The sequence below is a fragment of the Pseudoalteromonas lipolytica genome (assembly GCF_900116435.1).
Taxonomy (GTDB): domain Bacteria; phylum Pseudomonadota; class Gammaproteobacteria; order Enterobacterales; family Alteromonadaceae; genus Pseudoalteromonas; species Pseudoalteromonas lipolytica.
In genome coordinates this window covers 15,069-36,511 of record NZ_FPAZ01000009.1, presented here as the reverse complement: position 1 = coordinate 36,511, position 21,443 = coordinate 15,069, and the positions used below count along the sequence as shown (strand labels likewise).

Below are 21,443 nucleotides of genomic sequence, written 5' to 3'. Positions count from 1 at the left end.
TCCTTACTGAGCTTTAACTTGAACGCGCATAATTAAGTAGTTTTTTTAGATCTTTCAGTAACCCTTTTTGAATTAATCTGTTTTGTTCTGGCTCATCAGTGTAAGGATAGTGCAGTACCACCAAGCCCATATGATCGACCAAATATAAATCTCCCGCTTTAAGCGCTGAGTTTTCATCTAATTGTCGCCAACTAGTGGCTATATCTTGCTGATTTGTAAGAACGGCAACATCAACCTTTTGCTGATTCTTACCCAAGGCAATATGAAGGTTGTCTAAGCTGGCTAACTGGGCTTCACAAACCGAGTGACAGCTTTTTGGGTAGTTAAGCGCAATCGTCCATGGTTTCGGATCGCCCTGCTGCCAATTTGCAAGCTTTACTTCTGTTTCTAACAGCTCCCCGTAATTACTTGAACCGCTGGGCAGCCAATCAAGTTTCAATGCTGTATACGCTAACGCCAGTGGCACAAAGCAACATAGAGCAAATAAACTAAGTGGATTAACTTTCATTACGTCTCCTTCTCATCGCAAAATAAGCTATAACAACACAGGCCGCACCAATGAGCAGCCACTGCACAGCGTAGGCATAATGCTTGTCTGGCCCCATCACCACACTTTCGTAATGAGGAGTCGCTATGTCATCAGCTGCAAGGCGGTAGGCTAAAAACGGTTGCAGAGGTTGCGCTAGTTGACGACTAAAAATGTCTAAATCAATTGCTTGAATACGCTTAGGCCAGCCAGCTTCAGCGCCAATTTCATCTGCTAGCGTAAAGCCTTGCAGCTGACCTTGTTTGAGTTGCACTGTGGTAGATATGTGTGAAGGTTGAGGCCAATTTACGGTGGGGAGTTGACTACGATCAACCGGTGCCTTCAACCAGCCGAAATTAACAATGACAGGCGCTATATCATCATTAATTTTTACAGCAGCAAGTAGGTCGTATCCTACTTGTCCTTGGTAAATCTGATTATCTAACAGCCAATAACGCTGCGTATTGATGAGCCCATTCAAAGTCAGCTTTAAACCTGTTTTATCAACCTGATTAGGTAATAATTGAAATGCCTGCCAGTCCATTACACCTTGCTGTTCTGACTGCTCAAGCTGGCTTAATTGCTGTTGTTTTTGCTCACCACGTTGATACTGCCACACACTCAGCCGTAAACACACCAGCACCGCAAGTGACACAACGCAAATTGCAATAATTGAGCTAAGCTTTTGTTTACGCCTTAAAATCAACTGCATCTAGGAAACCTAAAATGATAAAAATCATCATTACACTGTTATTGTTATATATCGTGTTTAATCTGTTTCGGGCGCTATTTGTGATGATGTCTACTAAGCAACACTCGCGACCTATGTCTCACTATTTAGGTCGACGAGTGTTTTTCTCTGCCATGGTACTGATCATCATTATTGCGGCATTAAAACTGGGCTTTATTCACACTAACCCATCGCCAATTCATAACGCTACAGCACGTACACAAATACAAATAAACACAACCACACCACATCAACAAAGTGCCAGTACCAAGCCGCAGCTTGAAAGGCAAAATGCTTTTCACTGGTAAAGTGACCTTTAAAAATTCGCAGCAGTACCACAAATAAAATAATCGTCCCTAAGGTCACATGCATGCCGTGAAAGCCGGTCAGCAAAAAGAAGGTATTGCCATACACTCCCGCATCAAGGGTTAGACCCAAGTCTTGGTATGCATGCATATACTCATAAACTTGCAGAGCCAAAAACACCACACCAAGCAACACAGTGAGTGATAAGAACGTTTTGAGTGCCCCCCGCTTATTGTTTTCTATGGCAACATGCGCAAAGTGGATAGTGACCGATGAAGTTAATAGAATAAGGGTATTAATCAGCGGTAAGCCTTGCCAACCCATTGCTTGTGTTGTCTCTCCCGCAGGGGTTGTCAACAATGGCCATACGGCCTCAAATGAAGGCCAAAGTACCTCGTTGGTCATGGCATTATTCCCCGCACCACCTAACCAAGGTACCGAGATCATGCGGGCGTAAAATAATGCCCCAAAGAACGCCATAAAAAACATCACTTCAGAAAAAATAAACCAACTCATACCTTGTCTGAATGAGCGATCCATTTGTGCTGAATATAACCCTTTGTGCGACTCTTCAATCACGTTTTTAAACCAACTAAAAACCATATATATGAGGATCGCAATACCAAGATATAAGACGAACTGACCACTGTTTCCTTCGCCGTTTACTTGCATTACAGTGAGGCCTGCGCCTACTGCAATTAAAAACATTGCGACAGCCCCAACAATTGGCCAAGGACTCTCGGCTGGCACATAATATTTTTCGTAATTTTGATTCATTTTGTTTGCTCCTAATTAGCAATTAGCTTGGCGGCTTAATCGTTCTTGGCCACAACTTGCCCGCTAATATCAAACACGGTGTACGACAATGTTAGCTCTTCCACGTCATCGGGTAGTTCAGTATCAACATAAAACAGTAAAGTGAATTCCACTTCTTCTCCTGCTTTTAACGGCTGTTGATCAAAACAAAAACAAGCAATTTTATGTAGATACTTTGCTGCTTTACCGGGTGAAACACTTGGGATAGCTTGCATTACCTTGTCAGTATTACTGGTATTTTTAGCACTAAACTTAACTTCTCGCATGGCGCCTGGCTGCACAGCGACGCTGTACTGCTCAGACTCCACTTTGAATGGGGCGCCACTTTGCGCATGAGTTGTAAAACTCACATCAACCTGACGTTCAGTATTTACATGCTCACTGACTTTGGCTTGTTCAAGTGAGGGTTTACCATTGAGGCCCGTAACATCACAAAACACGTCATAAAGCGGCACCAATGCGAAGGCAAATGCAAACATAGCTAAACATGCTAACAACAGCTTTTTAAGCAAAGGTGCGTGATTCATTACTTAATCTCCGGTGGCGTCTCAAAGGTGTGATACGGTGCTGGTGAGTCAACTTCCCACTCCAATCCTTCAGCGCCATCCCATACTTTAGCGGGGGCTTTTTCGCCGCCTCTGGCACACTTAAAGACCACTAAAACAAACAGCAGTTGCGATAAACCAAACGCAAACCCACCGATACTGATGATGGCATTGAAATCAGCAAATTGAAGTGCGTAATCTGGAATACGGCGGGGCATACCTGCAAGCCCCACAAAGTGCATTGGGAAAAACAGCACGTTAACGCTAACAAGCGATAACCAAAAGTGCCATTTAGCCAAGGTCTCGTTATACATATTGCCCGTCCACTTCGGCAGCCAATAATAGGCCCCAGCCATAATGGAGAACACAGCACCTGTAACTAATACATAATGGAAGTGGGCAACCACAAAGTAGGTGTCATGATACTGAAAATCGGCCGGTGTAATAGCAAGCATAAGCCCCGAAAAACCACCCAACGTAAATAACACAATAAAGGCGATTGCAAACATCATGGGTATTTCAAAGCTAATAGAGCCTCGCCACATTGTTGCCACCCAGTTAAATACTTTTACCCCAGTTGGCACCGAAATCAGCATCGTCGCGTACATAAAGAACAATTCGCCAGCAACCGGCATACCTGTCGTAAACATGTGGTGTGCCCAAACAATAAAGCTTAAGAGTGCTATTGATGAGGTTGCATACACCATGGACGCATAGCCGAATAATTTTTTGCGCGAAAAGGTCGGCACAATCGTTGAGATAATACCGAACGCCGGTAAGATCATAATGTAGACTTCAGGGTGACCAAAGAACCAGAAAATATGCTGGAACATCACCGGATCTCCGCCACCAGCAGCATCAAAAAAACTGGTCGCAAAGTACTTATCGGTCAATACCATTGTCACGGCACCTGCCAGCACGGGCATAACAGCAATCAGTAAGAAAGCCGTGATCAGCCACGTCCATACAAATAGAGGCAGTTTCATCCATGTCATACCCGGCGCTCTAAGGTTTACAATTGTCACAATGACATTGATAGCGCCCATAATTGAGCTAATACCCATAATATGCACTGCAAACACAAACAGCGCGGTATTATCGTTACTGTAAGTCGTTGAAAGCGGTGCATAGAACGTCCAACCAAAAGCGGGACCACCACCGGGCATAAGCAGCGATGCCAATAAAATAAGGAAGGCAAAAGGTAAAATCCAAAAGCTCCAGTTGTTCATTCGTGGTAAGGCCATATCTGGCGCACCTATCATCATAGGTACCATCCAGTTCGCAAGCCCTGTAAAGGCGGGCATCACAGCCCCAAATACCATGATCAACCCATGTACTGTGGTCATTTGGTTAAAAAAGTGAGGATCAACCAATTGTAAACCTGGTTGGAATAATTCAGCACGGATCACCATAGCCATGGCGCCGCCAATTAAAAACATCGTCAATGAGAAGATCAGGTACAAACTACCGATGTCTTTATGGTTGGTTGTATATAACCAACGCTTGAAACCTTTCGCTGGATGATGGTGGTCGTGATGCGCATGCTCAGTGGCTTGCTCATTAATAACGTTACTCATTAGTTCGCCTCCGCTGCTGCATCAATTGCTGCTTGAATCTGACTCGGTTGAATGACATCACCGGTATTGTTACCCCACGCATTGCGTTTATAAGTGATGACTGCTGCAAGTTGTTTTATTGAAAGCTGTTTATCAAACGCTTGCATCGCTGTACCAGGCTTACCATGTAAAACAATATCAATATGATCGTTCACATCGCCCAACACGATTGGGCTGCCTTTTAAGGCTGGAAATACACCAGGCAATCCCATGCCAGTGGGCTGATGGCAGGCTGCGCAGCTGGCCATATAGACTTGCTCGCCTAAAACAACTAATTCATCTTTCGAAAGAGTTTGATCAAGTAATGCGGCATCTGCAGCAGCGGCTTGTTCTTTCGCTTGTTTTGCGTCTGCAAGCCAAGTCGCAAACTCATCTTCTGGCAATGCCTCAACAACCACCGGCATAAAACCATGGTCTTTGCCACATAACTCTGCGCATTGGCCGCGGTACATACCGGGCTCATTAATGCGTGTCCATGCTTCATTAATAAAGCCGGGATTGGCATCTTTTTTCACGGCAAAATCAGGAACCCACCAAGAATGTATTACATCATCAGAGGTCATTAAAAAACGTACTTTTTTGTTGATTGGTAACACCAGAGGTTTGTCGACTTCGAGTAGGTAGTGCTCTGTTTTTTCGGCTTGATTATCTATTTGATCTTTCGGTGTCGCTAAAATCGAATAGAAAGCAATATCTTCTCCCATGTATTCATAGTGCCACTTCCACTGCGACCCTGTTACTTTGATTGTAATATCTGCTTTTGAAGCATCTTCCATGGCAATAAGCGTTTTGGTGGCAGGGATCGCCATAGCGATTAAGATCACAAATGGAATTGCAGTCCAAAGTATCTCGACCTTCGTGCTTTCATGGAATTGGGCAGGCTTTGCCCCTTTAGACTTACGATGATGTATCAAAGCCCAAAACATCACCGCAAATACGATGATGCCAATCACACAACAGATAATAAATATCGTCATATGTAATTCATAAACATTATTACTTATATCAGTGACACCTTTACGCATATTGAATTGGCTATTTGCCAAAGCAAGTTGCGGAAGTGCTACCAATATAAGCCACAAGGTGTAACGCAGTTTACCCATGTGACAGCTCCTTTTAATGCTATTGCAAGACGCAAAGCGAAAAGGCGTTACAGCTGGTGCCCATTCGTTTTTTTTATTGTTTAAATACCCAAACCAATCGATGGTTGATGTGTCATCTGCAAACAGCTTGGGTCTGTGTATCATCACGACGCAGTGAACGACACACTCATTGTTTAACCCCCTTACACATTTGTTGTGTGTCTTTTTCGTAAATAGGTGTTAATACAATGTACTTAACCAATTAGTTAAAAAATGAGCAATAAGCAAGTTTTTGTGGTAATAAATGTTTATTTTGGTGCAAAAATAACAACTATAATCAGCGCGTTAATTAATACTTAAGGCAAGTATAAAAACTTAAAAAGAAAGGAAAACTGCGCCGTATAAGGCTTTATGTAGAAAGTAAGGGTGAACAAATCTTAGGTAAACGGTCAAAAACAAACAACGCACCAAATTGAATCAATTTGGTGCGTTGTTTCAAAAAAGTTTAGCAAAGCAGATAAAGTAATTACTCTGCTTGTAACGATTAACGCGTAATATAAAAAGCTACATCCAATCAGCGTTGCGAATAACCCCAACCGCTAAGCCTTCAATATTAAATGACTCATGCTCTAAGTCCACTTCAATCGGGGCAAATTCTTCATTTTCAGCATGCAAAAATACTTTACGTCCTGCTTTTTCTAAGCGCTTTACAGTCACATCGTCATCGACACGTGCCACAACAACTTGGCCATTTTCTGCAACTTGCGTTTTGTGTACTGCCAGTAAGTCACCATCCATGATGCCAATGTCTTTCATACTCATGCCGTTAACTCGCAATAAGAAGTCTGCAGCGGGTTTAAACAATGCAGGGTCAACCTGACAATGGCTTTCTACATGCTCTTGCGCCAAAATAGGTTCACCCGCGGCAACACGCCCAATCAGTGGTAAGCCAAGCTGTTCTGGCTCGTCTTCTTCGACTAATTGAATGCCTCGGCTTGCTCCAGGCTTCATTTTAATCATGCCTTTTTTTGCCAGTGCTTTTAGATGCTCTTCAGCGGCATTGGCACTTTTAAATCCCAATGTTTGCGCTATTTCAGCACGCGTAGGTGGCATACCAGTGTCTTTAATAAATACTTTAATAAGTTCTAAAATTTGCGATTGGCGTTTTGTTAATGGGCGCATACAACTGGTTTTCCATACAGTACATTTAACTGTGAGTATATACAGTTATCTGAAAATCGCAAATTTAAATTCCCCTTCCTCTCATGATAAAAAACAAGCATTGAACGGTGGGGATAGATACCATATTGTATACCGATATTTCACTTAAGAAGTTAGTTTGCGAAGGAAACACAATGAGCATTTGGTATCAACCATTCACCCTCGAATTATGTAAAGAACTCGAACAGGGTATTACTGGGCAAGGCACATTAATGAAAACAATGGGCATTGAAATAACCGAAATCGGCGACGATTATTTAGTGGCCACTATGCCCGCTATTCCAGAGCATCATAACCCTATGGGGATGGTCCATGGTGGTGCTAATGTTGTTTTAGCAGAGACTGTAGCAAGTTATGCAGCCAATTTTGTGGTCGACTTCACCGCATATTATGCTGTTGGCCAAGAAATAAATGCCAATCACATTAAAGCCTCTCGAAAAGGCCTCTTAACAGCCACGGCAAAGCCACTGCACTTAGGTAAGCGAACATCTGTATGGGAAATTAAAATAACGAATGCGGCAGGTGAACTATGCTGCGTATCACGAATGACCGCAGCGGTAGTCAAGCGTTAGTGATTAACGCTCAACAGGATAAATAGTAATTTCGAGCCCTGCGCCAATCGCTGAAATACGTAATAAGGTGTCTGCGTGCAGGGCTTGATTAAAACATTTAGGTGAGTCACCCGACTCAAACCCAATATCGAAAGTACGCTTTGAGCAAGACAACCATTGCTTTAATGCATTGCGTGAGCACGACTCTATAAGTTCACATAATTGGTTGATAGCTTTATCTGGTGTGCCGATATCAGCCGCGGCTTCAATACGTGCTAATTGACGGTATTCATCTTGGTCGTAATGTAAAACCATGGCGTTTTTCTTTAAATCAGCTACCAGCGCACTAATATCGTGTTTTGATTCAAGTTCCAGATCTACATTTAAAAATTGAATTTCCGACATACTCTCGTTTTTACCCTCTATTGATATCTCTGAAACTTTAACTCAGTTTTGTACATAAACCAAATTTAGAATACAGTAAATGCTGCAAGAGCGTTGAGTCGCTCTGTCTATACCGCTGCCCAATAAAAAAATAATAAGAGGTAATCAATGAATAAGCGCGTATTTAAATATGCCCGTAAAGGGCATAAGTGGCTGGGTTACTTACTCGCCATACAACTCTTTTTTTGGTTATTAGGGGGCTTAGTAATGAGCTCAATACCCCTTCAAAAAGTACATGGTAAACATTTAGCCAATCGTAGCTTAGATAATCCATTTACCTTGCATGATTACCCCGCTTCTCTTGACCAAATAACCAAACAATTTCAGCAAATTGATAGCATTCAATACCGTCATTTTTTAACCACTCCCATCATCGAAGTGACGACTAATAAAGGCGTGTTTAACTTTGACGGTCAATCAGGTCGTGCTATGAGCACACCAACTAAAACTGAAATTATTGCCAATGCCAATGCACACTTACTCATCAAGGCGGATGTCGCGGGTGCGCAGTTACTAGAAAAAGGAGCGAGAGAAGTCGGTCACCGCTCCAATGTGTGGCAAGTGAGCTATAACGATTGGTTAAATACAACCGTTTATTTAGAAGGCGACTCCGGTAAAGTCATTACTGTTCGTAGCACTTTGTGGCGCATTTTTGACTTTTTCTGGATGCTGCATATCATGGATTATGATGAACGAGAAAATTTCAACAACCCATTACTAATTAGCTTTGCCGCAAGTAGCGTATTATTTTGTATTACGGGCATTATTTTATTACTACAAAATGTCCGTATCAGACGCCGTAAACCGATTACACGTGCTGATCAATCAAAATAGGGTTACCATCAGGGTCGGTGACAATAAAACTGGCATCACCGACCTTTTGTACCGCCAGCCCCTGTTGTTTAAAGTGCGCCTCTAGTTCATCATAAGCACTAAACTCACTTAAAGGTCTCGCACTTTGGTCCCAGCCGGGGTTAAAAGTCAGCATGGTTTTATCAAACATCCCCTGAAACAAACCAATTAAATGTTCACCGTTTTTCATAATCAACCAATTATGCTCTATCTCACCCGCAAACTGAGTAAACCCCAACTTCTCGTAAAATAGCTTTGAAGCATGGATATCTTGTACATTTAAACTCACAGAAAACGCACCCAACCGCATTGTTCAACTCCCATAGACTGTATTTATTAATGACTATAGTTTACTTTTGGCGCGTGCTCTTTTTCTTTTCAGCTCTGCGTTTTACAATAGTGTTTCCAGTAGTTCACTTATGTGATGGATATGCGTTTACTTTTATCAGCAACTTTATGCCTGTTGTTATGCTTTACGGCGTCTGCAGAACAATTTTCAAACTTTTCTAGCGCCAAAAAATACCTTATTAAAACCTTACCCGAAAATGCTAAAAGCTTATATTGCGGGTGTGATATTAAACGCCAAGGAAAAAAACTGGTGCCCGACCCGAGCGTCTGCGGGTACATACCACGTAACGAAATCACTCGCTCTGGTAAAGAAAATGCACGCGCGAAACGAATTGAATGGGAACATATAGTCCCTGCGTGGGAGTTTGGGCACCAATTACAATGTTGGCAAAATGGCGGGCGTAAAAACTGCCGAAAAGTCAGTGAAAAGTTTCGTAAAATGGAGGCTGACATCCATAATCTAGCCCCTGCAATTGGTGAAATAAATGCCGACCGCTCAAATTTCCGCTATGGAATGGTTACAACCAGCAGCGCCAACTACGGCGCATGCCCTGTGAAAATAGATTTTAAACAGCGCGTATTCGAACCACCACTTTATGCAAGAAAACGTATAGCAGACACCTATTTTTATATGCAAAAAACCTATGACTTAAAAATATCAGATAAGCAACGCACCTTGTTTGAGTCATGGCAAAAACTCGAGATAGCCGAAATAAGCAATAGAAAAGCACTGTAAAATTTGTACACCTGTTTACAAAACTACAACCGTACTCTATTGCCTTACCTCTTTCTTGTTGATATTTTTTAAACAATCATTTACAGGAAAGTAAACAAATGTTTAAAAATAACAAACTCGCAGTAGCAATCTTTTTTGCGGTGTCAGGCCTCTCTTTATCTGGCTGTGGTGGCGGAGGTTCATCAACGCCAACCAACCCAAATACAAGCACGCCTACACCACCCCCAACAAATTCTGGACCAACATGGACTGCGGGTACTTTTGCCTCATCGAGTGAATTTAAAGACCAATGTGCAATACCACGCACGGGCAATGATCCTTACAACAATAACCAACCATACCCAGATAAAGCAGGCTCTGAATTTACAGAGAAAATGTGGTTACGCTCTTGGAGCAATGAAACTTACCTTTGGTACGATGAAATTGAAGATAATAACCCAGATAACTTTAATTCAGTGGCCGCTTATTTTGCACAGTTAAAAACGTTCCAAAAAACAGACTCAGGTGCTAACAAAGATAACTTCCACTTTAGCGAACCGACCGAAGATTACTTTAAAGAAGCGCAATCAGGTGTCGTATCTGGCTACGGAATTAACTGGGCATTTATTAAGAATACTCCTCCGCGTGAGTTGCGCGTTGCTTATCTAGAAGATGATTCGCCAGCCGCTAAAGCAGGTTTACAGCGCGGCGATACTATTCTATCGGTTGACAATGTAAGCATTGATAGCAATACCGCAGCAGGCGTCGATACATTAAACGAAGTACTTTTTAGTCCAACAGCTGGCGAGTCTCACAACTTTAAGTTGCGCAGCAATGATGGCACTGAAAAGTCGATTAATATCGTCGCCGGAAATATCACCCAAACGCCGGTGCAAAACGTTGGCACCATCACTACCGAAAACGGTTTCAAAGTTGGCTACATGCAATTTAATAGCCATATTAGTATTGCTCAGCAAGGACTTATTGATGCGGTCAATCAGTTTAAAGCCGACAATATTGATGAACTCGTAATCGACTTTAGATATAACCGTGGCGGCTTGTTAGCGCTGTCATCGCAGCTTGCTTATATGGTCGCAGGCCCTGCTAATACTCAAGGTTTCTATTACTATCAAACCATTAAAAACGACAAACAACCTGTCGAAAGCCCATTTCCGTTCGTTGATATTGAAGTGGACTACTCAACTTTTGAGGTAACTAATAATACCCTGCCAGATCTTAACTTAGCAAAAGTCTATGTACTGAGCACTGAAAGCACTTGTTCTGCCTCAGAAGCTTTTATAAATGGCTTAAAAGGCATTGATGCTGAAGTTATTTTAATTGGTGGTAAAACCTGTGGTAAACCCTATGGCTTTACCCCAACGCATAACTGCGCCACGACGTATTACACAATTCAGTTTACCGGTGCCAACTTTAAAGGTTTTGGTGAATACGCCGATGGCTTAAACCCAACACCAACACCACAATTTGCAGCTGATGTGAAAGGATGTGTCGTTGCTGATGACTTTGATCACTCTTTAGGCGACCAACAAGAAGGACTCCTCGCGGCCGCTCTTTATCATATTGAAAATGATAGCTGTCCTGTTGTGGCACAAGCATCAGCAACTAAACAGCTAAACTTTGCATCACAAGCAGAACAAGAGACTGGGTTATCGCTTTCACCAAATCGTCCTATTTACAGAGAAAACATGGATTTAACTCGTCCAGTTTCAGCGAAAGGAAAGAGCAATGAGTAAAAAACATGTGCTGACTGTCGCTATGTTAACAAGCTTAGTGGCGTGTAAAAGTACCCAAGCCGAACAACCACAAAATGCCACACTAACGCGAGTCAACCCAGGTGTCATCACTCAGTTGCAACAAGCGATTCAGTCAGCCAAAGGTGGGAGCTTAGTAACGCTCGCTGATGATGTGTTTACAAAAAGCGCAGAACTATTGATTGATCACGGCACCAGTAAAGGTCCAGATGGAATGCCAATTATGGGGGCACATAGCATTCCATCTGAAAAGTTCATATTGCAAAAAGCCGCTGATCAATGCGTACTTTACTACCCTAAAAAAGAGTTGCGTATTCCACTGCCCAATGTGGAATGCGAAGTCAAATAGCAAAAAAGGCGCAGTATGTTACTGCGCCTTTCATTTTCTAGTGCTTCTGATGAATAGCGTTGCTATCCATGCAATTGTCAATAATTAACCCTTGTCAGATATCGCTATTATAGGCTTTGATGAGGACCAAACACTTCGTAATGAATACGCTCGGCTGCCACACCTAAATTAACAAGTTGCTGTTTAATCAAAGCCATAAAAGCAATGGGTCCACAGATATAAAACGCGCCATCGCTAAGCGGTAACTTTTCAGTCAGTAAAGCAACATCCATCAAACCAGTAAAATCGGCTCCGGCTCCTTCTTTAAACCATGTAAAACAACTCAGCCCTTGGTGTGTATTAACTTCTGACAGCAAATAATCTTTAAATGCATATTGCGCAGCGTTATCACAGGCATGTAAATAATGAATAGGCTGGCTAGGTTGCTTGTCAAGTAAGCTTTGCAGCATGGCCAACAAGGGTGTTTGACCAACCCCTGCAGAAATGAATACCACAGGGCAGTTACTTTCACGTAAAACAAAATCACCCGCGGGTGGGTAGACCTCTATGTGCTCGCCCTCATCTAAACTATGTAAATAATTAGAAACCAGTCCTTCTCGCTTCACACTGATCCGATAGTTTTCACCGTTACTTTTTTGTGAGATAGAGTACTGGCGAATTTGAGTATTCTCAGTCTTTTTAGAGTGGACTTTTATACCTAAGTATTGACCAGGTAAGTGCGACACAACGGGCTTTCCATCACAAGGAGTGAGGGTAAAGCTGGTAATAGAATCTGACTCAACGTGTTTTTTAGTGATCGTAAACAAACGAGTACCAAACCAGCCCCCTTTAGCTTGTTTAGTTTTTTGATATAGCGCCATTTCTTCTGTAATGCATACATCGGCAAGCAATGCATATGCTTCACGCCACGCATATTCAACCTCAGGGGTAAATTGCTCTGGCAATAACTCTTTTAAGGTCGCAATTAAATGCCCACCAACAATCGAGTAGTGTTCTGGCAAAATATGGTAACTCGTGTGTTTATGGTTAATACGCGCTAACGCACTTTTTAAGACCTCAAGATTATCAATATTTGCAGCATAAGCAGCTAACGCATTGAATAATGCAAATTGCTGATGCCCTGATTTTTGATGGGTCATATTAAAAATATTTTTTAGCTCAGGATTATAACTAAACATACGATCATAAAAGTACTCAGTAACTTGCGGACCTGCTTCTGCAAGCAAAGGCAGTGTACTTTTTACAACCTGGATCGTTTTTTCAGATAACATATTTTTTCCTATTCAAGAGTAGTTAACCTGGACGGCCATCAACACGACGTTTAAGTAAAATGGGCGCACAATGAAATAAAAATAAAATAAAACCCAGCACCCATAGCAATGCACTTAATTGCCACGCAAGGTGATGGTTTAAAATAGCGGGGAGCAGAGCACGGACAATGGCAGCTCCTGCAATAAGCATAAAGGCGACATTCACGAGTACAGGCACCTGTAAAGGACGACTTGTATGGCCATGCGATACACGCACCATCATGGCAAGAATCATTAAGCCAATCGTCCCAACAGTGACAAGATGCAACGCATCTTTAAAGAGTATGAGTGGGCTGTAAAAGCTAACAGCGATTAACGCTAAACCTATTGCCAGTGCCCAATAAGCAAAATGCAGAGACCACAATAAAGGCACTTTTAATACACCTGCATGCCACCACAAAATACTGCGATAAAAATGCAAGGTAGCTAGCCATGCGAATACCCAGCCAACACTCAATGTGTTAAAAAATAACTGGCTTAAGAAATACCAAGCAATGGCAAATAACGAACTGAATAGCAGTAGCTTATCAAGCTTAGGGCTGCGCACTTGTTCAGTAATATTAAGACCGCGTGCGGTAAAAAAAGGCACAACACGCCCCGCAACAACCCCCACCAATAACACCATGAGTAAAACGGCGGTATCAACAATACTTAGCGCAAAGGAAAACTTTTGCAAAACGACCAAACTGAGGAAAATCATATTGCACGCGCATAGCATGGCGGTAATAAAAATGAACAAATAATTATGACGGCTTTTAGCCTGTAAGAGCATATCAGTCAAAATAGCAATACCAGCCAACCACCACACAAGCTGAAATCCCCCTACCAAGTAAAGGTTAAGTTGACTAATACCATTTACGTCAACAAAGAAACTGCCGCGTGCGATAACCCAAGTCACACTAAGTAAACACAATTTAATACCGCTAACACTTGGCACACCTGTCCACGTTTGCGCTGCGGTCAGTAAGAACCCCATAGCAACGACCCCTGCAAACCCAAATAGCATTTCATGGGCATGCCACAGCGTAGCAGGCATTGTTAACTGCCAACTTGCATAGCCACTCAGAATTAGCAGCCAGTAGCTCATAGATAAAACAGCCAAAATACCAGCCCCTAAAAAGAAAGGTCTAAATGCTAATCCCCATACTGGCCATTTACTTAGCTGATAAACATGGATTTTTTTTGGCATTGGCTCTGTTAAATTAATGACTTTCATTGCAACCCTTATTTGCCTGAATTAGTCAGCTTATTGCACAGTTCACGCCAAAAATAAAAACCATTAATTTTCAATCAATTAAAAACAAATCATTGCCTTATGTGTCATAATGACTCACCATTATAAAAGACAAAAGAACACATTTAGGTCAATTTGACATGACAAGCCAAAAAAGCATCCTCGATATTGCATTGGCACTTGCCCACGTAAATCCAAACAAAAACGACTTTAGCGATCTACTAAGCTGTATAAGTGAATGGATACACTGTGATGCCGTTGCCCTACTTATTAAGCAGGGCGAAACGTTAAAACCCGTCGCCCAGCGCGGCTTGTCTCAAGACACTCTTGGCAGACGCTTTGAGATAAACGAGCACCCTCGTTTATTTGAAATTTGCAGAAGCACCCAACCGCTCAAGTTTGCTAAAGAGTGTGAGCTTCCTGACCCTTATGATGGTTTATTACAAAGTCGTGAGGGGGATTTTCCTGTACATGCATGCATGGGGCTGCCCCTTTACAGTCAACAGCAAGATTCACAATTACTGGCTGTTTTAACCTTTGATAGCCTCAACGAATATGCTTTTGATGATGTCCCCCATACTCAGCTCACACAGCTTATGCAATTAGTCGCAGCACATGTTGAAACCCTCCTTACAGTGCAACATTACCAGCAACATGCACAGCACAATCACCAACTAGCTCAGCAACTTAATCTTGAGGCTTTAACCCGAGAAGGTGTTGAAATAATTGGTAATAGCCACTGTATGCAAATACTAAAAAATGATATTCAATTAGTGGCTGCATCGGAGTTTAGCGTACTGATACAAGGCGATACTGGAGTCGGGAAAGAGCTTGTTGCACGTAATATTCATCTCAATTCGAAGCGACGAGAACAACCCTTAATCCACCTTAATTGTGCTTCGTTACCTGAGAATCTGGCAGAAAGTGAATTTTTTGGGCACAGCAAAGGCGCATTTACTGGCGCCCATTCAACTCGCCAAGGTAAATTTCAACTCGCTGATGGCGGAACACTTTTTCTTGATGAAATTGGTGAATTACCCTTAGCAATGCAAAGTAAGTTGTTGCGCGTACTGCAAAGTGGCGAAGTGCAAACCGTGGGTGAAGATCAAAGTCGTTACGTTGATGTACGCGTTATTGCAGCAACAAATCGCGATTTAAAACAAGAAGTTGCTGAAGGACGTTTTCGCGCAGATCTTTATCATAGGCTGCGCGTTTACCCACTTAACGTACCCGCACTAAAAGAGCGCGAAAATGATGTGATTCTTTTGGCTGGCTTTTTTGTTGAGCAAACTGCGCGCAAACTTGCTATAAAACAGCTAAAACTGGGTATCGACACGCAAATATTGCTACGCCAATATGATTGGCCTGGTAATGTGAGAGAGCTTGAACACGTGATAAGTAGAGCTGCTTTGAAAGCCAAACAACAACAATGGCAACAGAAAATCATCACCATTGAACCACAGCACTGTGATATAGAAAAACGTGCTACAAACACGCACACAACGACTCAGCTTATCAATACCAATACATCCTCGCTGTCATTAAAAGAAGCTACCGATGCGTTTAGTTATCAGATGATTATGCAGCAACTAGAACAGCACAACTTAAACTGGGCAGCCACTGCCCGCACGCTTAAAGTCGACAGGGCCAACCTTGTGAGGCTGGCCAAACGCTTGGGTATTAACGTAAAAAAGTCGCTCTAGTTTTTTAATTTTTTAAAATAGGCTTTTAGTAGCTGGCTAAACGCCTGTACTTTCGCGGTGCGGTGCACCAAGTGATGTGTTACCAACCAGAGGTCGGTCGGCCAAACGAGTTCTTTTGCAAGCACAGGCACTAAATCTGGGTATTGATCTGCGACCTCATGCTGTAAACCACCAATGCCCAGCCCCCTAACAATAGCACGCGTTGCTTCTGATGTTTCTGATACTCTAAGCTTGATTTGTGCGGGTGCTATGTGCTCATCAACCCAAGCAAAATAAGGCACTTTAGCGTTGTAACCAGCTACACCCGACACAAAACTATGCTGCTCTAACTGCTGTAAGGTTTTCGGCAAACCATATTTTTCAATGTAGCTTTTTGACGCATAAAATCCGGACGATAACTCAGCCAAATGCTGAGCAATATAATCTCCTTCATCAGGGCGAGGGCCTGCACGTACAGCAATATGAGCTTGACCATGGTCAAGACGTAATCGGTTTTGGTCAAGGATCACTTCAAGCCGTACTTGCGGGTGTAGGCTCTGAAACTGTTCGCATACTTCACTTAATACATCAATGAAACCACTGACCGTTGTCAGTAATAAACTGCCACGCAGTTGACTGTCGGCAGCAATAATATCGTTGTGTAGCTTTTCGAGCTCTGCATTAATCGCTTTCGCTGTCGCAAAGAGCTTTGCACCTATTTCTGTCACGGTGTAACCACGCGCATGGCGATGAAATAAGCGTGCATCAAGATTCTCTTCTAAGTTATTAACCCTTCTGAGTACCGTGCTGTGATGAACACCCAACGATTCTGCCGCGGCAGTTAATGTGCCTAGTCGTGCGACTTCATAAGCAACTTTTACATCTTGCCAATCATCAAATTGAATTGCCATAGCGCCCTCTTGTGTGCGTATATGCACATAAGTTTTGCGTTTATTTGGCTTTTCTGCAAGCTGTTTTTTGCTAAAGTTAAGGTATCAACCGTGAAGCTTAAAAGGAAGCCATCATGACAGCACCAAAAATCATTGCCCTCGCAGGCAGCTTACGTAAAGACAGCTTTAATCAAAAACTAATTAATGAAGCAGCACGCTTCGCCCTTGAAAGCGGTGCTGAAGTAGAAGTGCTAAAACTAAGCGATTTAGACTTACCACTATTCGATGAAGATATAGAAGCACAGGGTACACCTGCAGGTGCACAACGTTTAAAAGATAAACTACGTGCTGCCGACGGTATTTTATTAGCAAGCCCAGAATATAATGGCTCTATTACAGCACCTTTAAAGAATGCCATCGACTGGGCTTCGCGAACTGAGCAAGGTGCAGTGCCTGCATTTCGTAACAAAGTAACGGCACTGTTTGCGTCATCACCTGGTGGTTTAGGCGGCCTACGTGGTTTAAATCATGTACGCGATATTTTATCCGGCATCGGTAGCCTAGTATTAGCTGACCAACTTGCAGTGCCCGCTATCCACACGAAATTAGATGAACACGGCCGCATTAACGATGCCGATACTGCCGAACAAGTTGCCAGTCTTGCACAGCAACTTGTCAGTGTCGCCAGTAAATTAAATAAGTAAGCGTTTAGCTCAACTTTGTCGCTGCTAATTTTGCAGCGATGAAGTCTTCATGAGTCACATACAGAAGACTCGCGACACGGCGAATAACTAATTCTTCATGTTTATCAAGTTCGCCATCAGCGTACGCTAAACGCCATAACAGCTCGATGATATCGATGCGCTGCTCGGCACTGCACTGAGCGTTAATTTGCTTAGAAAATTGGAAGTAATCAATCGCTTCATCTAAGTTTTTCGACGCACCTTCTACAAGCTCCAGCACTTCTTCGTCTGATAAAGAAAAGTATTTCTTTAAGGTGTTGTTCAGTGCCTGTTGCTCATCATCTTGTAACTCATTGTCAGCGCGCATCACCTCAATTAATAGTGCAGCAACAGCCGTTTTGAGGTCATGTTCGCTAATGTTAGATTGGCTGTTGTCCATTGCTGAAAAGAGCTGTTTTATTTTACTGAGCATCACATTGTCCCTTTTGGGTGTTAAACTACGTATAGATGTAACGTTACCTTAGTTTGACTATGGATGCTAATTCATGGTTCAACGATGCGATGAATTAACGCATTAATCACATGGAGTTAAGTGTTTATGAGTGGAGTTAGAAGTACACAAGCACTACTGTTCAGCGCGATGATATTGATTGCGGGGTGCAGTGCTGCCCAGGCCGCAAAAGGCGAAACCGAGAAACTCTACGACTTTGATGAGAAAGTCCATTACTATCAAACCAAATTGGCAGATGGTCGTTATCATCTTGAAATTCAATCTGATGATTACCCACATTTCAAGAATCAAAGCGTCTTTTTACTGCGTCATGCTAGCCGGTTATGTAAGGACAAACCTTTTATGTTAAGAGTGACTGATGGCGTACAAGAGTACGAGCGCTTTCCTACGAAACCACGTGCCTACCAGCCACCTTTAACCGTAGTATTGCAATGTGAAGACGACGCTAATTAACCAAAAGGCTGGATAATAAGTCGGTATCCAGCGGCTACTATTAACGCCAACTTCTTGAGTTTACTTGGAGCTAGTTAATCAGTGTAGCCCCACGGAGCGTTTGGAGGTGTAATCGGTTTTGTTAAGTCAAAGTCAACACGAAACTCACGACCCTCACGCACTAAACGGTAGGTGAATTGTTTTGGGTAAATATACATTTGCCACGTATTCCCCATCGACTGCGGAATACCTTGGCTTGCAAACAACTCTTTTGAATATTGATCTGCAGGAAATGACTGAGCATTCACAAAGCCAGCATCAACAGTATGACCGCCATACATTGTAGACGCATCATCGCTGCCATCTTTATGGCGATGGTCGTGCTTTAAACTCAAACCACTGCCCGTTTTAGTTATGATCCATGTACGCGACGCATCATCACCAACATGAAATGGTACTTGCAACTCACGCTCGTTACAGTGGCGCACATGCATAATAAGCTTTTTACCTGCAAATGAGCTTGGCCCAGTGGCATTATCAACCGTAACTTTTCCCTCATACGCTTTGCCACAATGCGCTGCAATATTATTAAAAAAGCCATCATGACTTGGTATTGACACTAACGGCGCTGGGCGTGCAATTGCCACTGATGATGCTGTCACTAGCATTGAAGCCACTAAATATTTCATGGTGTGTTCCTTAAATAAAAAATACGTGTTTTAGATTAGCGATTTATACATGACAAAGAAAGCAATCACGATAAGTAATAAATAAAAACGCGGCTTACGCCGCGTTTAGGTTCCACATGTAATACACGTTTATTGCCAAGGTCTCGTGGCTGCAAGTTGCTTTTCAAAAGCATCTATTTGGCCGTTAAGCGTCTCGGTTACTCCGATAAAATCTAGGCCACTTAATAAACGTTCTTTAATGTCATGACGAATATCAAAATGAATGGTCTCAAATTTATCGCTACGAAGTTGCTGATTTTCTAAATATACTTCGATATGAATATCATCATGCTGTTCACTCAGTACAAATAATCGCTCAAGTGTTTCTGCCGGTAATGCGATAGCAAGCATTTGGTTATTGCCGCAGTTATTAAAGAAAATATCTGCAAAGCTTTCCGCTAAAATGACTTCAAAACCATATTGCTTTAATGCCCACGGCGCATGCTCACGCGACGAACCACAACCAAAATTATCGCGAGTTAAAAGAATTTGCGCACCTTGGTAACAAGGGCGATTCAAAATAAACTCGGGGTTTGGCTCGCCATTATCTAAGTAACGCCAATCATAAAAAAGCGCCGCATCAAAGCCATCACGACTTGTCGAAGTTAAAAACTGCTTTGGAATAATTTGGTCAGTATCTACATTGTTTTTATCTAACGGGGCCATTAAGCCACTAAAAAATACGCTCATTAGGCTTCTCCTCTGATATCAACAAAACGACCATGAATTGCAGCTGCCGCAGCCATTGCTGGGCTCACTAGGTGTGTACGCCCACCGCGACCTTGGCGTCCTTCAAAGTTACGATTTGAGGTCGATGCACAGCGTTTACCTGCTTCTAATCGGTCATCATTCATGGCTAAGCACATTGAACACCCCGGCTCACGCCATTCAAACCCTGCTGCCTTAAAGATATCAGCAAGTCCTTCGTCTTCTGCTTGCTTTTTAACAAGGCCAGAGCCTGGAACAATCAATGCCTCTACACCGGCTGCAACTTGCTTACCTTCAACAATCTGTGCAGCGGCACGTAAGTCTTCAATACGACTATTTGTACATGAACCAATAAATACCGTATCAACCGTTGCTGAAGACAGCTTGTCACCCGCCTTTAAACCCATGTATTTCAGCGCACTGCGAATCGCATCGGCTTTTATTAAATCAGGCTCTTGGTCTGGGTCTGGAATACACTCATCTACGCCAATAACTTGTTCAGGGCTGGTGCCCCAAGTAATTTGCGGTTGAATGTCGGCTGCTTGTAATTCAACAACATGGTCAAACTGCGCGCCTTCGTCCGTTTTTAGTGTTTGCCAATAGGCAACTGCTGCGTCAAAGTCATCGCCTTTTGGTGCAAATGGGCGACCTTTTAAGTAATCATAGGTAGTTTGATCAGGTGCAATTAAACCGGCTTTTGCGCCCATTTCAATGCTCATGTTACACAGCGTCATGCGTGCTTCCATTGACAGTGCTTCAATGCCTTCACCACAAAATTCAGCTACATACCCAGTGCCACCCGCGGTCCCTAGCTTACCAATGACCGCCATAATTAGGTCTTTCGCTGTGACTGTTGGGCGCAAGCGGCCATTAATTTGAATTTTTAACGACTTGGCTTTTTTCTGCTGTAAGGTTTGGGTTGCTAATACGTGCTCGACCTCTGAGGTACCAATACCGTGCGCAAGCGCACCAAACGCACCATGGGTTGAAGTATGACTGTCACCACAAACAATGGTCGTACCCGGTAAGGTAATGCCCTGCTCAGGCCCCATTACATGCACAATACCTTGATTAATCGAATTTAAATCATAAAGTTGAATACCAAACTCTTTACAGTTTGCATCCAGTGCCATTAACTGGTTTTTAGACACTTCGCTTGCAGCATCTAACGAACGGCTTTTTGTTGAAACGTTATGATCCATGGTTGCAAAGGTTTTTTCTGGGCAACGCACTTTGCGGTTTTTCTCACGCAGACCTGCAAACGCTTGTGGTGATGTTACTTCGTGAACTAAATGACGGTCGATATACAGTAAATCGGTTTGATCATTAATACTGGCGACCACATGGGCTTGCCAAATTTTATCATATAAGGTTTGGGCCACTTGCTATTCC

Annotated in this window: 25 protein-coding genes; 9 read left to right on the top strand and 16 right to left on the bottom strand. The window is 42.7% G+C overall.

The genetic code is table 11. From position 1 onward, the window contains the following. Positions 1–13 precede the first annotated feature (13 nt). The gene (locus tag BM378_RS10915) at positions 14–508 is read right to left on the bottom strand and encodes a redox-active disulfide-containing membrane protein (protein ID WP_036973422.1); all 495 of its coding nucleotides are present in this window, start codon (positions 506–508) and stop codon (positions 14–16) included. After that, positions 498–1,238 (bottom strand): SURF1 family protein, encoded by a 741-nt coding sequence (locus tag BM378_RS10910; RefSeq protein WP_036973424.1) that lies wholly within the window; start codon positions 1,236–1,238, stop codon positions 498–500. The genes BM378_RS10915 and BM378_RS10910 overlap by 11 nt, the downstream gene beginning before the upstream one ends. A gap of 14 nt (positions 1,239–1,252) precedes the next feature. Here BM378_RS10910 and BM378_RS10905 point away from each other — a divergent pair, with 14 nt between their 5' ends. Further along, positions 1,253–1,564 carry a DUF2909 domain-containing protein gene (locus BM378_RS10905; protein WP_074989191.1) on the top strand — a complete coding sequence of 104 codons (312 nt, stop codon included), beginning with the start codon at positions 1,253–1,255 and terminating at the stop codon, positions 1,562–1,564. Here the strand turns inward: BM378_RS10905 and BM378_RS10900 are convergent. From BM378_RS10900 to lexA, 5 genes are all read right to left on the bottom strand, one after another. After that, positions 1,464–2,339, bottom strand: coding sequence for a cytochrome c oxidase subunit 3 (locus BM378_RS10900; protein ID WP_036973425.1), 876 nt, complete (start codon positions 2,337–2,339; stop codon positions 1,464–1,466). The genes BM378_RS10905 and BM378_RS10900 overlap by 101 nt on opposite strands. A 35-nt stretch (positions 2,340–2,374) precedes the next feature. Beyond that, positions 2,375–2,905, bottom strand: a complete 531-nt coding sequence (locus BM378_RS10895; protein ID WP_036973427.1) for a cytochrome c oxidase assembly protein — start codon at positions 2,903–2,905, stop codon at positions 2,375–2,377. After that, positions 2,905–4,500 (bottom strand): cytochrome c oxidase subunit I, encoded by a 1,596-nt coding sequence (ctaD, locus tag BM378_RS10890; protein WP_036973428.1) that lies wholly within the window; start codon positions 4,498–4,500, stop codon positions 2,905–2,907. The genes BM378_RS10895 and ctaD overlap by 1 nt, the downstream gene beginning before the upstream one ends. Then, on the bottom strand, positions 4,500–5,642 hold the full coding sequence (gene coxB, locus BM378_RS10885; protein WP_036973429.1) for a cytochrome c oxidase subunit II: 1,143 nt from the start codon (positions 5,640–5,642) through the stop codon (positions 4,500–4,502). Before coxB ends, ctaD begins: the two co-directional genes overlap by 1 nt. A gap of 543 nt (positions 5,643–6,185) precedes the next feature. Further along, on the bottom strand, positions 6,186–6,803 hold the full coding sequence (gene lexA, locus BM378_RS10880) for a transcriptional repressor LexA (RefSeq protein ID WP_036973430.1): 618 nt from the start codon (positions 6,801–6,803) through the stop codon (positions 6,186–6,188). 173 nt (positions 6,804–6,976) lie between these two features. On the opposite strand from lexA, the gene BM378_RS10875 reads away from it, so the two are divergent. Next, positions 6,977–7,414, top strand: coding sequence for a PaaI family thioesterase (locus BM378_RS10875; protein WP_036973431.1), 438 nt, complete (start codon positions 6,977–6,979; stop codon positions 7,412–7,414). Positions 7,415–7,417: 3 nt separating this feature from the next. Here BM378_RS10875 and BM378_RS10870 read toward each other — a convergent pair whose 3' ends face one another. Beyond that, positions 7,418–7,798: a hypothetical protein gene (locus tag BM378_RS10870; protein ID WP_074989190.1), complete on the bottom strand. Its 381-nt coding sequence runs from the start codon at positions 7,796–7,798 to the stop codon at positions 7,418–7,420. A 147-nt stretch (positions 7,799–7,945) separates the two neighbouring features. Between BM378_RS10870 and BM378_RS10865 the strand changes: the two genes are divergently transcribed. After that, positions 7,946–8,671, top strand: coding sequence for a hypothetical protein (locus BM378_RS10865; RefSeq protein ID WP_065979421.1), 726 nt, complete (start codon positions 7,946–7,948; stop codon positions 8,669–8,671). Here BM378_RS10865 and BM378_RS10860 read toward each other — a convergent pair. Next, on the bottom strand, positions 8,646–8,999 hold the full coding sequence (locus BM378_RS10860; protein ID WP_036973434.1) for a VOC family protein: 354 nt from the start codon (positions 8,997–8,999) through the stop codon (positions 8,646–8,648). The genes BM378_RS10865 and BM378_RS10860 overlap by 26 nt on opposite strands. Before the next feature lie 114 nt (positions 9,000–9,113). Here BM378_RS10860 and BM378_RS10855 point away from each other — a divergent pair, with 114 nt between their 5' ends. The 3 genes from BM378_RS10855 (at position 9,114) to BM378_RS10845 (ending at position 11,873) form a co-directional block, all read left to right on the top strand. Further along, positions 9,114–9,773, top strand: coding sequence for an endonuclease (locus BM378_RS10855; protein ID WP_074989189.1), 660 nt, complete (start codon positions 9,114–9,116; stop codon positions 9,771–9,773). 98 nt (positions 9,774–9,871) lie between these two features. Continuing rightward, positions 9,872–11,506 carry a S41 family peptidase gene (locus BM378_RS10850; RefSeq protein ID WP_074989188.1) on the top strand — a complete coding sequence of 545 codons (1,635 nt, stop codon included), beginning with the start codon at positions 9,872–9,874 and terminating at the stop codon, positions 11,504–11,506. After that, complete coding sequence (locus BM378_RS10845; protein ID WP_074989187.1) at positions 11,499–11,873, top strand: hypothetical protein; 375 nt, start codon at positions 11,499–11,501, stop codon at positions 11,871–11,873. Before BM378_RS10850 ends, BM378_RS10845 begins: the two co-directional genes overlap by 8 nt. Before the next feature lie 107 nt (positions 11,874–11,980). On the opposite strand, the gene hmpA is transcribed toward BM378_RS10845, so the two are convergent. Further along, positions 11,981–13,144: an NO-inducible flavohemoprotein gene (hmpA, locus tag BM378_RS10840; RefSeq protein WP_074989186.1), complete on the bottom strand. Its 1,164-nt coding sequence runs from the start codon at positions 13,142–13,144 to the stop codon at positions 11,981–11,983. A gap of 22 nt (positions 13,145–13,166) precedes the next feature. After that, on the bottom strand, positions 13,167–14,399 hold the full coding sequence (locus BM378_RS10835) for an NnrS family protein (RefSeq protein ID WP_074989185.1): 1,233 nt from the start codon (positions 14,397–14,399) through the stop codon (positions 13,167–13,169). Positions 14,400–14,557: 158 nt separating this feature from the next. Between BM378_RS10835 and norR the strand changes: the two genes are divergently transcribed. Beyond that, positions 14,558–16,120: a nitric oxide reductase transcriptional regulator NorR gene (norR, locus tag BM378_RS10830; RefSeq protein WP_036973447.1), complete on the top strand. Its 1,563-nt coding sequence runs from the start codon at positions 14,558–14,560 to the stop codon at positions 16,118–16,120. On the opposite strand, the gene BM378_RS10825 is transcribed toward norR, so the two are convergent. Continuing rightward, the gene (locus BM378_RS10825; RefSeq protein ID WP_036973449.1) at positions 16,117–17,010 is read right to left on the bottom strand and encodes a LysR family transcriptional regulator; all 894 of its coding nucleotides are present in this window, start codon (positions 17,008–17,010) and stop codon (positions 16,117–16,119) included. The genes norR and BM378_RS10825 overlap by 4 nt on opposite strands. A 113-nt stretch (positions 17,011–17,123) precedes the next feature. On the opposite strand from BM378_RS10825, the gene BM378_RS10820 reads away from it, so the two are divergent. Beyond that, positions 17,124–17,693, top strand: coding sequence for an NADPH-dependent FMN reductase (locus tag BM378_RS10820; protein ID WP_074989184.1), 570 nt, complete (start codon positions 17,124–17,126; stop codon positions 17,691–17,693). Positions 17,694–17,697: 4 nt separating this feature from the next. On the opposite strand, the gene BM378_RS10815 is transcribed toward BM378_RS10820, so the two are convergent. Next, the gene (locus BM378_RS10815) at positions 17,698–18,144 is read right to left on the bottom strand and encodes a tellurite resistance TerB family protein (RefSeq protein WP_036973451.1); all 447 of its coding nucleotides are present in this window, start codon (positions 18,142–18,144) and stop codon (positions 17,698–17,700) included. 168 nt (positions 18,145–18,312) lie between these two features. On the opposite strand from BM378_RS10815, the gene BM378_RS10810 reads away from it, so the two are divergent. Next, positions 18,313–18,636, top strand: a complete 324-nt coding sequence (locus tag BM378_RS10810) for a hypothetical protein (RefSeq protein ID WP_371915646.1) — start codon at positions 18,313–18,315, stop codon at positions 18,634–18,636. 74 nt (positions 18,637–18,710) lie between these two features. On the opposite strand, the gene BM378_RS10805 is transcribed toward BM378_RS10810, so the two are convergent. From BM378_RS10805 to leuC, 3 genes are all read right to left on the bottom strand, one after another. Further along, a complete protein-coding gene (locus tag BM378_RS10805; RefSeq protein WP_036973454.1) occupies positions 18,711–19,304 on the bottom strand; it encodes a hypothetical protein in 594 nt (197 codons plus the stop codon). Positions 19,305–19,433: 129 nt separating this feature from the next. Further along, positions 19,434–20,033, bottom strand: a complete 600-nt coding sequence (leuD, locus tag BM378_RS10800) for a 3-isopropylmalate dehydratase small subunit (protein ID WP_074989183.1) — start codon at positions 20,031–20,033, stop codon at positions 19,434–19,436. Further along, positions 20,033–21,433 carry a 3-isopropylmalate dehydratase large subunit gene (gene leuC, locus BM378_RS10795; protein ID WP_036973457.1) on the bottom strand — a complete coding sequence of 467 codons (1,401 nt, stop codon included), beginning with the start codon at positions 21,431–21,433 and terminating at the stop codon, positions 20,033–20,035. Before leuC ends, leuD begins: the two co-directional genes overlap by 1 nt. Positions 21,434–21,443: the final 10 nt, after the last annotated feature.

Excerpts from the sequence above, each read along its gene's own strand:
- BM378_RS10915 (WP_036973422.1), bottom strand. The coding sequence starts at position 508 with ATGAAAGTTAATCCACTTAGTTTATTTGCTCTATGTTGCTTTGTGCCA.
- BM378_RS10910 (WP_036973424.1), bottom strand. The coding sequence starts at position 1,238 with ATGCAGTTGATTTTAAGGCGTAAACAAAAGCTTAGCTCAATTATTGCA.
- BM378_RS10905 (WP_074989191.1), top strand. The coding sequence starts at position 1,253 with ATGATAAAAATCATCATTACACTGTTATTGTTATATATCGTGTTTAAT.
- BM378_RS10900 (WP_036973425.1), bottom strand. The coding sequence starts at position 2,339 with ATGAATCAAAATTACGAAAAATATTATGTGCCAGCCGAGAGTCCTTGG.
- BM378_RS10895 (WP_036973427.1), bottom strand. The coding sequence starts at position 2,905 with ATGAATCACGCACCTTTGCTTAAAAAGCTGTTGTTAGCATGTTTAGCT.
- ctaD (WP_036973428.1), bottom strand. The coding sequence starts at position 4,500 with ATGAGTAACGTTATTAATGAGCAAGCCACTGAGCATGCGCATCACGAC.
- coxB (WP_036973429.1), bottom strand. The coding sequence starts at position 5,642 with ATGGGTAAACTGCGTTACACCTTGTGGCTTATATTGGTAGCACTTCCG.
- lexA (WP_036973430.1), bottom strand. The coding sequence starts at position 6,803 with ATGCGCCCATTAACAAAACGCCAATCGCAAATTTTAGAACTTATTAAA.
- BM378_RS10875 (WP_036973431.1), top strand. The coding sequence starts at position 6,977 with ATGAGCATTTGGTATCAACCATTCACCCTCGAATTATGTAAAGAACTC.
- BM378_RS10870 (WP_074989190.1), bottom strand. The coding sequence starts at position 7,798 with ATGTCGGAAATTCAATTTTTAAATGTAGATCTGGAACTTGAATCAAAA.
- BM378_RS10865 (WP_065979421.1), top strand. The coding sequence starts at position 7,946 with ATGAATAAGCGCGTATTTAAATATGCCCGTAAAGGGCATAAGTGGCTG.
- BM378_RS10860 (WP_036973434.1), bottom strand. The coding sequence starts at position 8,999 with ATGCGGTTGGGTGCGTTTTCTGTGAGTTTAAATGTACAAGATATCCAT.
- BM378_RS10855 (WP_074989189.1), top strand. The coding sequence starts at position 9,114 with ATGGATATGCGTTTACTTTTATCAGCAACTTTATGCCTGTTGTTATGC.
- BM378_RS10850 (WP_074989188.1), top strand. The coding sequence starts at position 9,872 with ATGTTTAAAAATAACAAACTCGCAGTAGCAATCTTTTTTGCGGTGTCA.
- BM378_RS10845 (WP_074989187.1), top strand. The coding sequence starts at position 11,499 with ATGAGTAAAAAACATGTGCTGACTGTCGCTATGTTAACAAGCTTAGTG.
- hmpA (WP_074989186.1), bottom strand. The coding sequence starts at position 13,144 with ATGTTATCTGAAAAAACGATCCAGGTTGTAAAAAGTACACTGCCTTTG.
- BM378_RS10835 (WP_074989185.1), bottom strand. The coding sequence starts at position 14,399 with ATGAAAGTCATTAATTTAACAGAGCCAATGCCAAAAAAAATCCATGTT.
- norR (WP_036973447.1), top strand. The coding sequence starts at position 14,558 with ATGACAAGCCAAAAAAGCATCCTCGATATTGCATTGGCACTTGCCCAC.
- BM378_RS10825 (WP_036973449.1), bottom strand. The coding sequence starts at position 17,010 with ATGGCAATTCAATTTGATGATTGGCAAGATGTAAAAGTTGCTTATGAA.
- BM378_RS10820 (WP_074989184.1), top strand. The coding sequence starts at position 17,124 with ATGACAGCACCAAAAATCATTGCCCTCGCAGGCAGCTTACGTAAAGAC.
- BM378_RS10815 (WP_036973451.1), bottom strand. The coding sequence starts at position 18,144 with ATGCTCAGTAAAATAAAACAGCTCTTTTCAGCAATGGACAACAGCCAA.
- BM378_RS10810 (WP_371915646.1), top strand. The coding sequence starts at position 18,313 with ATGATATTGATTGCGGGGTGCAGTGCTGCCCAGGCCGCAAAAGGCGAA.
- BM378_RS10805 (WP_036973454.1), bottom strand. The coding sequence starts at position 19,304 with ATGAAATATTTAGTGGCTTCAATGCTAGTGACAGCATCATCAGTGGCA.
- leuD (WP_074989183.1), bottom strand. The coding sequence starts at position 20,033 with ATGAGCGTATTTTTTAGTGGCTTAATGGCCCCGTTAGATAAAAACAAT.